This window comes from Caulobacter sp. Root487D2Y (genome assembly GCF_001427165.1).
GTDB lineage: Bacteria > Pseudomonadota > Alphaproteobacteria > Caulobacterales > Caulobacteraceae > Caulobacter.
Map to the genome: position 1 here is coordinate 585,863 of NZ_LMFD01000001.1, position 10,802 is coordinate 596,664.

The window sequence follows — 10,802 nt, forward strand, 5'->3', positions numbered from 1 at the left end:
TTTCGGGCGGGCTTGGCTATAGTGACGCCATGTCCCGCACCACGCCCGCCACCCTCGCCCTGACCAAGGCCGGGGTCGATTTCACGGTCCACGCCTACGACTACGATCCGGACGCCGACAGCATCGGCCTGGCCGCCGCCGCGGCCCTGGGCGAGGATCCCGGCCGGGTGCTCAAGACCCTGATGGCGCTGGTCGACGGCAAGCCGGTTCTGGTCATCGCGCCCTCCGACCGCGAGGTGGCGATGAAGAAGCTGGCGGCGGCGGTCGGCGGCAAGTCGGCCCAGATGATGAAGCCCGCCGACGCCGAGCGGATCAGCGGCTACAAGGTCGGCGGCATCAGCCCGTTCGGCCAGCGCAAGCCGCTGCCGGCGGTGATCGAGGCCGACGCCCTGGCGCACGTCCACGTCTACATCAACGGCGGCCAGCGGGGCTTGCAGGTGCGGTTGGACCCGAACGCGGCGCGCGAGGTGCTGAAGGCGGTCGCGGCTCAGGTTTCGGCCTAACCCCGATACCGCATCGCCACGTCGCAGCGCTCATACCGAGCCCCGAACAGCGCCATGATCTCGGCGTCGTGCTGGAAGCCCAGCTTCTCGTAGAGATGGATGGCCGGCCCGCACTTCCTGTTGGTCAGCAGGTAGAGCCGGTCGGCGACGCCCATGGCCTTGGCCCGCTCCAGCGCCGCCGCCAGCAGGAACTCGCCGACCTTGCGGCCGCGCGCGGCCTCCAGGACGCCCATCTTGGTCAGCTCGAACCAGCCGTCCTTCATCCGCATGATGGCGCAGGTCCCCACCACCCCCAGGTCCGGCGTCTGCGCGAACAGCACCGCCCCGCCCTTGTCGACGATCAGTTCGCGCGGGTTCTCCAGCAGCGTGATGTCGTTCTCCTCGAGGGCGAACATCTGCGCGATCCAGGCGGCGTTGATGTCGTGGAACGCCCGCGCCAGGTCGTCGGAGAAGTCGCGGATGGTCATCGCCGGCGCCGCGGCGGGGGCCATGATCCGGTCCACCAGCGAGCGGCGGTCAAGTTCGGTCTCGATCATCGTGATCTCTTCCAGCAGGGCGGCGTGGCGGCCGCCGCACAGCGACACGGCGGCGGCCTCGACCTTGGGCCACAGGTCGCGCTCCAGTCGGTCCATCAAGGCTTCGCCGGCCGCGCTCAGCGACAAAAGCTTCTGGCGCTGGTCGCGACCCTCGCGGCTGGCGTCGATCAGACCCTGCTCCATCAAGGCCTGGACGGCGCGGGTGGCGGTCGGCTGGCTGATCCGCAGATGCTGGGCGACGCCGCCCACGGTCTGCGGGCCCTGTTGCCGCAGCACGGCCAGGAACTGTTGCTGGGCCGGCTGGATCGGCAGGTTCATGGCCTGGAGCGTGGCGGCGGCGTCGGTCTGCAGCCGGTCGGCCAAGCGCTTCATTCGGCTGCCCAGGAAGGTCACGCCCAGGTCGGCGAGGGTGTCGGGGGTCATGATCGAGCTCTCGGGGATCACAAACATGTCGAGATATATACATAGCTATGTATCTGGTTTGGCAAGCTGGAATTTTGGGCTTCGTCCCACAGGCGACACAGGAACCAAGCGCCTCGGCCGGTGTTTCAGCCCACTCCCAAGGCCGGTGAATGGGCAAGAGACGCACCATGACCTCGTTGCTCCGTCGCGTCCGGTCAATCGCCCTGTTCGAGCAGTTGGGGCCCGGCCTGGTCACCGGCGCGGCCGACGACGATCCGTCCGGCATCGCCACCTATTCCCAGACCGGGGCGCGGTTCGGCTACGGCCTGCTGTGGACTCTGCTGCTGACCTATCCGTTGATGAGCGCCATCCAGCTGGTCAGCGGCGAGATCGGCCGGGTTACCGGCAAGGGCTTGGCTCGCAACATGGGCGAGGTGATCCCCAGCGGCGCCGTGACGGGTCTGGTCGTCCTTCTGTTCGCGGCCAACACCGTCAATATCGGCGCCGACCTGGCCGCCATGGGGGCGGCCGCTCGGCTGCTGGCGGGCGGCGGCGCGCATCTGTTCACGATCGGCTTCGCGGTCGTGTCGCTGCTGCTGCAGATGTTCGTTCCGTACAAGCGCTATGTCCGCTTCCTCAAATGGCTGACCCTGGTGCTGTTCGCCTATGTCGCCGTGGTCCTGGTCGTGAAGCTCGACTGGGGGCAGGTCGCGCGGGGCCTGTTCCTGCCGGACCCGAAGCTGCTGGGCTCCAAGGAGGCGATCACCACCATCGTCGCCGTTTTCGGCACGACGATCAGCCCCTACCTGTTCTTCTGGCAGACCGCCCAGGAGGTCGAGGAGGTCGATCACGACGACCAGGCCCGCCCCCTGACCGAGGCGCCCGAGCAGGCCAAGCGCGAGATGCGCCGCATACGGATGGACACCTTCGTCGGCATGGCGGTCTCGAACCTGATCGCCCTGGCCATCATGATCGCCACCGCCGCCACCCTGCACGCCGCCGGCAAGACCGAGATCGCCACGGCCGCCGACGCGGCCAAGGCCCTGGAGCCGGCGGCGGGCCGGTTCGCCTTCCTGCTGTTCACCCTGGGCATTGTCGGCACCGGCCTGCTGTCGATCCCGGTCCTGGCCGGATCCGCCGCCTATGCGGTGGGCGAGAGCCGGGGCTGGACCTGCGGTCTCGACAACAAGCCCTGGGAGGCGGTCGGCTTCTACGCGGTGATCGGCGCGGCCACCCTGCTGGGCGTCGGTCTGGACCTGATGAAGATCGATCCGATCCAGGCCCTGTTCTGGAGCGCGGTGATCAACGGCGTGATCGCCGTGCCGATGATGGTGGTGATGATGCTGGTCGCCTCGCGCCGCGACCAGATGGGCCGCTTCGTCGCCGGCCCGGCCCTGAAGCTGTTCGGCTGGCTGGCCACGGCGGTGATGGCGATCGCCGCGGCGGCGATGTTCGTGGCCATGGCCTGAGCGCGTACGGCGTTCGCCGAACCGTGTCGTGACGGCAACAAGGTCGCCGCCAAGTCGTCTCCCGGGTCGCGACGACCTTGTCGACGGCGGGGGATCATGAGATCAGCGTCTCCCGATCCACGCTCCGGAAGAAGCCGCCGCCGCATGACCTTGAACGCCGCCCAGCCATACAAGCCACCGATCCCGGTGCGATGGCGCGCGTCGTGCGAGCCGCGCCCGCTTCGTCTCCAACACAACCGCTAGCGACGGCCCGCCCCGGCTGTCGCCGGGAGCTATCGATGACCACCCTCGTTCTGGCCAAGGCGACCGAGTCCGCCTCGCCCCTGCTGCGCCTGATCGCGCCCGCCTATGCGGACGTGCTGGCCGCCCTGTGGCCCGCGCCGCACACCCCGTTCGTCACCGCCCCGACCGCGCGGCGGCACCTGATCTGCCTGATGCTGGCGATGGAAACCGATCGTCACGCCGCGGTCGACGTCGATCTGCTGCTGGAGGCGCCGCTGCGCAAGGCCGTGCGGCTGGTGCTGGATCCGGCCCCGGAAGGTCTGGCCCGGGCGTTGGAGCGGCTGGGCGAGATCGCCTGGACGCCCGAGGACTATCGCGTCCTGGTCGCCCTGCTGGCCGATCCCAAGCCGGCCAAGACCCTGCGTCACGCGGCCCAGATCGACCCGCTGCAGGTGCGGACCCTGGGCGCCCTGCCGCGTCCGCTGCGCGACGCCGGCGGGGTCGCCGTGCGGGTCAGCGCCGCCCAGGCCAAGCTGCTGGCCGAGGCGCACGCCCTGCTCGCCCGCCGCCTGCCGGAGGCGGTCCTGGCCCAGCGGATCGCCGTCTGGACCCGCGCCCCGAACGCCAAGACGCTGTTCAACCTGGTGGCCGACGACTTCCGCCGCGAACTGCCCAAGCCGCCCCATCCGGGGACGGAGCGTCTGCGGCCGCTGGAGAGCGTGGCGGCGATCCGCGACGCCGCGCGGCGCTACCGCAACTGCCTGGCCAACTATGTCGACGCGGCCGTGGACCGCCGCTGCGCGATCTACGAATGGCTGCCGGCCCCGGGCGCGGTGATCGAGCTGACGCCCGACAGCTATTTCGGCTGGCGGCTGGACCAGGCGCGGCTGGAGAACAACAAGTCGGTCGACGACGCCACCCGCGCGGCGATCGTCGAGGAGCTGCGCGGCATGGGCATCCATGTCGGCCGCAGCGCCTGGCAGATCCGCCACGCCCTGGAACGCGCCGGCTCGCCGAACTTCGAGCTGGAGTCCGTGGACGCGGCGATCGCCGACTATTTCACGGATGACTGATCATAAAATCCGCTCATCCCGGCGAAGGCCGGGACCCAGATCCCATAGCGGTGTGGTCGGCTGGAAGGACTCTGAGTTCTTGGCGTCAGCCTCAAAGCCATTCCATCTGGGTCCCGGCCTTCGCCGGGATGAGCGGATCAAAAAGGAACGTTAAACGTCCACCTCGGCGTCCAGGGCGTTTTCCTGGATGAACTCGCGGCGGGGTTCGACCAGGTCGCCCATCAGGCGGCTGAACATGTCGTCGGCGTCGTCGGCGTGGTTGACGCGCACCTGCAGCAGGGTGCGGGCTTCCACGTCCAGGGTGGTCTCCCACAGCTGGTCGGGGTTCATCTCGCCCAGGCCCTTGTAGCGCTGGATCGACAGGCCCTTGCGGCCGGCGTCGAGCACCGCGCCCAGCAGGTCGAGCGGACCGCGCACGGTGGTCGACTTGTCCTTGCGGCGGAAGATCGCCGCGCCGGAGAACACGTCGGCCAGGGCGCCGGCCCGTTCGGCCAGGCGGCGGGCGTCGGCGGCGTGCAGCAGGCCGTCGTCCAGCACCACGCTCTCGGTGACGCCGCGGCGGATGCGCTTGAACACATAGGCGGTGTCGCCGCGCTCGCCCGACCACGGGCCGTCGCCTTCTTCCGCATACAGATCAAGACGCTTGGCGGCGGCGGCGATGTCGGGGTTTTCGCCGAACAGGCCGGCCAGGGCCCCCTGTTCGATGGCGAAGGCCGGCGCGCGCTGGGCCAGGCGGTCGATGTTGCCCTTGGCCTGGCGGCACAGCTGGACCAGGGCCAGCAGGTCCTGGCCGGTGCGGCGCTCGCCCGACGGCAGGTCGAGTTCGGCGCCCTCGACGCCCTCGTCGACCAGGAAGGCGTCCATCTCGAAGTCGTCCTTCAGGTAGCGCGACGACTTGCCCTTGGCGGCTTTGTAGAGCGGCGGCTGGGCGATGTAGATGTAGCCGCGCTCGATCAGCTCCGGCATCTGACGATAGAAGAAGGTCAGCAGCAGGGTGCGGATGTGGGCGCCGTCGACGTCGGCGTCGGTCATCAGCACGATCTTGTGGTAGCGCACCTTGTCCGGGTTGAAGTCGTCGCGGCCGATGCCGGCCCCCAGGGCGGTGATCAGCGTGCCGATCTGGTCGGACGACAGCATCTTGTCGAACCGCGCCCGCTCGACGTTGAGGATCTTGCCGCGCAGGGGCAGGACGGCCTGGTTGTCGCGGTTGCGGGCCTGCTTGGCCGAGCCGCCGGCCGAGTCGCCCTCGACGATGAAGATCTCGGACTTGGCCGGGTCACGCTCGGAGCAGTCGGCGAGCTTGCCCGGCAACGAGGTGATGTCGAGCGCGCTCTTGCGGCGGGTCAGTTCGCGGGCTTTGCGGGCGGCCTCACGGGCGGCGGCGGCCTCGGCGATCTTGGAGACGATGGCTTTCGCCTCGTTCGGGTGCTCCTCGAACCAGGTGGCCAGGCCTTCCTGGACCAGGCCCTCGACGGCCGGGCGGACTTCGGACGAAACCAGCTTGTCCTTGGTCTGTGAGCTGAACTTGGGATCCGGCACCTTGACCGACAGCACGCAGGTCAGGCCTTCGCGGGCGTCCTCGCCCCCGACATTGACCTTTTCCTTCTTCGTGATGCCCGAGCTCTCGGCGTAGTTGGTGATGATCCGGGTCAGGGCGCCGCGGAAGGCCGACAAGTGCGTGCCGCCATCCCGCTGCGGGATGTTGTTGGTGAAGCACAGCATGTGCTCGTGGTAGCTGTCGTTCCACCACAGGGCCAGGTCGACCTCGACCTTGTCCTTCTTGCCGCGGATGACGATCGGGGTTTTCAGGAGCGGGGTCTTGGCCTTGTCGAGGTGGCGCACGAAGGCCTCGATGCCGCCCTCGTAGTGCAGCTTTTCCTCCCACGGCTCGGCGTCGCGCAGATCGCGGAAATAGATCGTCACGCCCGAGTTCAGGAAGGCCAGCTCGCGCAGCCGGTGCTCGAGCGTTTTCCGGTCGAATTCGATGAAGGCGAAGGTTTCCAGCGACGGGAAGAAGGTCACTTCCGTGCCGGTCAGGGTCTCGCCGGCCTTGGGACCGTCGGCGCGGACGGGCGAATCGCCGGTCTGGGCCAGCGAAGTCACCGCGTCGCCGCGCTCGAAGCGCATCTGGTAGCTGTGGCCGTTGCGGTGGATCTTCAGCTCCAGCCAGTCGCTGAGCGCGTTGACCACCGAGACGCCCACGCCGTGCAGGCCGCCCGAGACCTTGTAGCTGTTCTGGTCGAACTTACCGCCCGCGTGCAGCTGGGTCATGATGACCTCGGCCGCGCTGACGCCCTCGCCCTCGTGGATGTCGACCGGGATGCCGCGCCCGTCGTCGGTGACCGTCACCGAGCCGTCGGCGTTGAGGATCACCTCGACCTTGGTGGCGTGGCCGGCCAGGGCCTCGTCGATGGCGTTGTCGACCACCTCGTAGACCATGTGGTGCAGGCCCGAGCCGTCATCCGTGTCGCCGATGTACATGCCGGGGCGCTTGCGCACCGCGTCCAGGCCCTTGAGCACCTTGATCGAGTCGGCGCTGTACTCGCCCTGCATCACTTCAGGCGCCGACATTTCCGAGCCGTCCGCGGTGGTCAGGCGATCGCCGGTGTTGTCGGCCTCGGGGCCCTTGGTCTCTTCGGTCATACGTCTTCCAATGCGGTCAGGCCGAGTTCGCTGACGCGAACGCCGAGAGCCCGACCTTTCAGGTGGTCGAACAGCGACTGGTCCGTGCCCGTGAGAAAGGCCTGGAGTCCGAGCGCCGTGATTTCGTCGGCCAAGGCGGCTCGCCTTTTCAGGTCGAGATGCGCGGCGACTTCGTCGAGCAACAATATAGGATTCGGCGCGTCTTTCGCACGCGAAAGTCGCGCCGCCTGGGCCAAAACCAGGTTCAGAATCAGCGCTTTCTGCTCGCCGGTCGAACATTCCGCGGCGGGACGGTCCTTGTCGACGTGATGGATGGCCAGATCGCCCCGGTGCGGACCGGTCAGGGCCCGTCCGGCGGCCCCGTCACGGAGCCGGGCGGCGGCCAGGGCGGTGGCGAGCCGGGCCTCGATCTCGGCGGCCTCGACCCCCTCCAGCGCCATCTTCTCCCACTCGCCGGTCAGGGCCAGGCGGGCGCGCGGGAAGGGGCGGTCGCCGCGGCTGTCGATCTCGGCCTGCAGAACCGTCAGGGTGCGGGCCCGGGCCCCGGACATCAGGGCGCCGGCCTGGCCCAGCTGGGCCTCCAGCGCGGTCAGCCACACGGTGTCGGCCGGCTGGCCGCTCTCGGCGGCGTCGGTCAGCAGGCGCATGCGCTCGCGCTGGGCCTTGTCGTAGGCGTTGGCGTGGCGGGCGTGGTCGGGCTCGCCGGCGAACACCAGGCGGTCGAAGAACTTGCGGCGCTCGCCGGCCGCCTCGAGGAACAGGCGGTCCTGGGCCGGGGTCAGCCAGATCGGGCGAAGGTGGTCGGCCAGGCGTCCGGGCGGGACGGTCTCGCCCTCGATGCGGACGATACGGCGGGCCGCCCCGGCCAGTTCGACGCCCGTGCCCAGCCGGATCGGCTCGTCATCGGCGCCCATGCTTGAAGGGGATTGAGCCTCGGCGGCCACGGCCCAGGCGCGGCCGGTCGTCTCGCCCGGCTGGCGACGACCCACCTCGGTCAGGCTGGCCCCGCGCAGGCCCTTGCCCGGCGACAGCAGACTGATGGCCTCCAGCAGGTTGGTCTTGCCCGCCCCGTTGGCCCCGAACAGATAGACGCTGGCGCCCTCCGGACGCAGGATCGCGCGCTCGTACGAGCGGAAGTCGGTCAGGGTCAGGGAAAGCAGGGCGGCGCGGCTCACCGGGGGGTTCTAGCCTATTCGCGGGCCAGGTCTAAGTTCGGACGTCGATCTGCACCTCAGCCCAAGCCGTTGTCATCCCGGAAGCCTCGCGGAGGCTGTCCGGGACCCAGGGGACTGGGCGAAAACGGTGCGGTTCACCTGGGTCCCGGACAAGCGCTGCGCGCTTTCCGGGATGACAACCATGTGGGGCGCCGAGGTCGCTGCCCCTCACCGCTCCTGGTCGGTCGAGCGCATCAGGATTTCGTTGATCGTCACGTGGGGCGGGCGCGAGACGGCGTAGAGGATGGCGTCGGCGACGTCCTCGGCGGTCAGCTGGCGCATGGCGGCGGCGTTCTTGTTGAGCGTGGTCTGGATGGCCTCGACGGCGATGTGGTCGCGCAGTTCGGTGGCCGCCATGCCGGGCGAGATCACCGTGACGCGGATATTGTCCTTGTGGACCTCCTTGCGCAGCGACTCCGAGAAGCCCACCACCCCGAACTTGGTGGCCGAATAGGCCGCCGCCAGCGGGTTGGAGACGTGGCCGGCGGTCGAGGCGATGTTGACGATGTGGCCGTCCTTGCGGGCGGTCATGCCGGGCAGGGCGGCCTGGGTGGCGGCGATCAGGCCCAGCAGGTTCAGCTCCAGCATCGACCGCCAGCGGCCCAGATCGGCGGTGGCCACCGGCTCCAGATACATGACGCCGGCGTTGTTGATCAGGATGTCCAGCCGGCCGAACGCCGCCTCGGTCTCGCGGACCGCCCGCTGGGCGGCGTGCTCGTCGGTGAAGTCGGCGACGATGACGTGGGCCTCGCCGCCCTCGGCGGTGATGCGCCGGGCCAGGTCGCGCAGGCGATCCTCGCGCCGGGCGGCCAGGGCGACCTTGGCGCCGGCGCGCGCCAGGCCCAGGGCCACGGCCTCGCCGAAACCCGACGACGCCCCGGTGACCAGGGCCACGCGGCCGTTCATGTCCGTGCTCATGGGAAATCTCCTCGCCGGCGCCGATCGCGTCCGGCGAGGATATGGGGACGCCTCAGCCGAACTTGTAGCCGCAGAGTTTGTTGCCATCCAGATCGCGGAAATAGGCGAAATAGGCGCCGGGCATCCGCTCGCCCGGAGGACCCTCGCAGGTCCCGCCCAGTTCCATGGCCTTGGCGTGGAAGGCGTCGACCTCTTCGCGGCTTTCGAAGTCGAAGCCGCCCATCATGCCGTTGCCGACGCAGGCCGGCTGGCCGTCATGGGGACCCAGCACCCCGAACAGCCCCGTGCCCTTGCCGCGATACAGCCGCCCGCCCGACGGATGCTCGTAGACCCCCGTCATGCCGATCGATCCCAGCAGGGCGTCGTAGAAGACCTTGGCCGCCTCCAGTTTGTTGGACCCCACCGTCATGTAGTTCACTCTCGCCACGCGCTTCCTCCCGTTTTCTTATGAAACGGAGGCTAGCACGCGCGGGGAGGTCGGCAAGGGCTGGGAAGCCGTCACGCGACGATATCGTGACACCGCAGGTTGCTTGCGCGACTCGCGGCGTCGGTGATGAATAGCGGTAACAAAACCCTGGGGAGGGGGCACATGCGACTCAAGACCTTGGGCGCTCAGCGCCAATGGTGGCAGAACCACCCGGAACTCGGCATCGCCACCGGCTGGGCGGTGATCTGCGGCGTCCTCTGGCTGATCGTGCGAGCCCTCGGCGTCGCCTGAGGGCGGTCAGGAGCGGTTCGCGGCGGAAAGCTTTGGCCGCTTTCGACCCTAGTGCGACATTCGCCGTTTCAATAACGTGCGAGTATGGACCGTTTCGATAGTTTATATCAAAGAGCCATCGCGGAGTGGCCCGCCATCCTTGCATTCCGCATTCAGCGTCTCAGCCGTGACCGACACATTGTACGTGGCGTCGTAGATTTCTCGGACGAGGTCATGGTAAAACACTACGGGACGCCTGACGAAGATTCCTTAGGCCATATGCATTGGGCCATCGCTACCGCTATCCATAAAACGGCTAAACATTGGCCGATGCATACGCTCCGCTTTGGTCGCGAGAGACTGAACAAAGACTTAGTGAGAGAGAAGTTCGAATCGGACTTCGCCTTCGTCGATGGCCAGACAGCCGCCGGGCCACCTAAAGACAGCTAACCACCCTTCTCGGACGTTTGGAACGTCCGCTTGGCGCAAGCCCGCATCCGCCCCGGATGGGGCCGCGCCTTAAAGCCTTGGTGGATCGGAGCGGAGCGTCGCCGCGTCGCGGCCGCCAGAGGCGGTCATTGACACGGCCAGACGACAGAGCAGGCTCGCCATCAAGGTTTCAAGGCGCGGCCTCGCCGCTGCGGGCTTTTCTTGAACTCTCTCCCGGAGGGGAGAGGGAGGGACCCGCGCCGCAGGCGTGGGAGGGAGAGGGGTGACGCCCTGTCCGGTTTCACACATCGCCGCGTTTTTAGCGCCCTGCCGGCACGCCGGTTGGCTCAGAACCCCCTCACCCTCCCACCGCTACGCGGCGGGCCCCGCCCCTCTCCCCATGGGAGAGGGTTCCGCGATGTTGATGCTCTGCGCATAGCCGACAAACCCCAGCGATTTCAACGCCCTGAACTTTCTCGACCCGATTTGGTCCTCACCTTCCAAACCGCCCGCATAATGCTCCCACCTGAAAGCACGGGGAGGGCGCACGTACGGCGACCGCTGCGGCTTTCGGGGGTGGTCGAGCGGGAAGCGCTTGTCGGTGGTCTTCAGTGACAGCCTTCGCGACGGTCCTGGGCAGGTTCCTTGCAACACAGGACGAAACCCAGGCGGCGGGGGATCGACGGACGCGGCAGG

Annotated in this window: 9 protein-coding genes; 4 read left to right on the top strand and 5 right to left on the bottom strand. The window is 68.4% G+C overall.

Annotated features, from left to right (window positions below; all coding sequences use genetic code 11):
- The first annotated feature begins 29 nt into the window (after nucleotides 1-29).
- Nucleotides 30-503, top strand: a complete 474-nt coding sequence (gene ybaK, locus ASD38_RS02640) for a Cys-tRNA(Pro) deacylase (RefSeq protein WP_056457326.1) — start codon at nucleotides 30-32, stop codon at nucleotides 501-503.
- On the opposite strand, the gene ASD38_RS02645 is transcribed toward ybaK, so the two are convergent.
- Nucleotides 500-1,462, bottom strand: a complete 963-nt coding sequence (locus ASD38_RS02645; protein ID WP_056458253.1) for a bifunctional helix-turn-helix transcriptional regulator/GNAT family N-acetyltransferase — start codon at nucleotides 1,460-1,462, stop codon at nucleotides 500-502. The genes ybaK and ASD38_RS02645 overlap by 4 nt on opposite strands.
- A 167-nt stretch (nucleotides 1,463-1,629) precedes the next feature.
- Here ASD38_RS02645 and ASD38_RS02650 point away from each other — a divergent pair, with 167 nt between their 5' ends.
- Both ASD38_RS02650 and ASD38_RS02655 read left to right on the top strand, forming a co-directional pair.
- The gene (locus ASD38_RS02650) at nucleotides 1,630-2,910 is read left to right on the top strand and encodes an Nramp family divalent metal transporter (protein ID WP_056457329.1); all 1,281 of its coding nucleotides are present in this window, start codon (nucleotides 1,630-1,632) and stop codon (nucleotides 2,908-2,910) included.
- 278 nt (nucleotides 2,911-3,188) lie between these two features.
- Nucleotides 3,189-4,205 carry a hypothetical protein gene (locus ASD38_RS02655; RefSeq protein WP_056444034.1) on the top strand — a complete coding sequence of 339 codons (1,017 nt, stop codon included), beginning with the start codon at nucleotides 3,189-3,191 and terminating at the stop codon, nucleotides 4,203-4,205.
- 150 nt (nucleotides 4,206-4,355) lie between these two features.
- Here the strand turns inward: ASD38_RS02655 and gyrB are convergent, their stop codons facing one another.
- The 4 genes from gyrB to ASD38_RS02675 form a co-directional block, all read right to left on the bottom strand.
- Nucleotides 4,356-6,776: a DNA topoisomerase (ATP-hydrolyzing) subunit B gene (gene gyrB / locus ASD38_RS02660; protein ID WP_056444205.1), complete on the bottom strand. Its 2,421-nt coding sequence runs from the start codon at nucleotides 6,774-6,776 to the stop codon at nucleotides 4,356-4,358.
- Nucleotides 6,777-6,844: 68 nt separating this feature from the next.
- The gene (gene recF, locus ASD38_RS02665; RefSeq protein WP_056457332.1) at nucleotides 6,845-8,023 is read right to left on the bottom strand and encodes a DNA replication/repair protein RecF; all 1,179 of its coding nucleotides are present in this window, start codon (nucleotides 8,021-8,023) and stop codon (nucleotides 6,845-6,847) included.
- 207 nt (nucleotides 8,024-8,230) lie between these two features.
- Nucleotides 8,231-8,980, bottom strand: coding sequence for an SDR family NAD(P)-dependent oxidoreductase (locus tag ASD38_RS02670; protein ID WP_056444041.1), 750 nt, complete (start codon nucleotides 8,978-8,980; stop codon nucleotides 8,231-8,233).
- A 52-nt stretch (nucleotides 8,981-9,032) separates the two neighbouring features.
- Nucleotides 9,033-9,407: a VOC family protein gene (locus ASD38_RS02675; RefSeq protein ID WP_056457334.1), complete on the bottom strand. Its 375-nt coding sequence runs from the start codon at nucleotides 9,405-9,407 to the stop codon at nucleotides 9,033-9,035.
- Nucleotides 9,408-9,569: 162 nt separating this feature from the next.
- Between ASD38_RS02675 and ASD38_RS24845 the strand changes: the two genes are divergently transcribed.
- Nucleotides 9,570-9,698: a hypothetical protein gene (locus tag ASD38_RS24845; protein WP_268760907.1), complete on the top strand. Its 129-nt coding sequence runs from the start codon at nucleotides 9,570-9,572 to the stop codon at nucleotides 9,696-9,698.
- Nucleotides 9,699-10,802 lie beyond the last annotated feature (1,104 nt).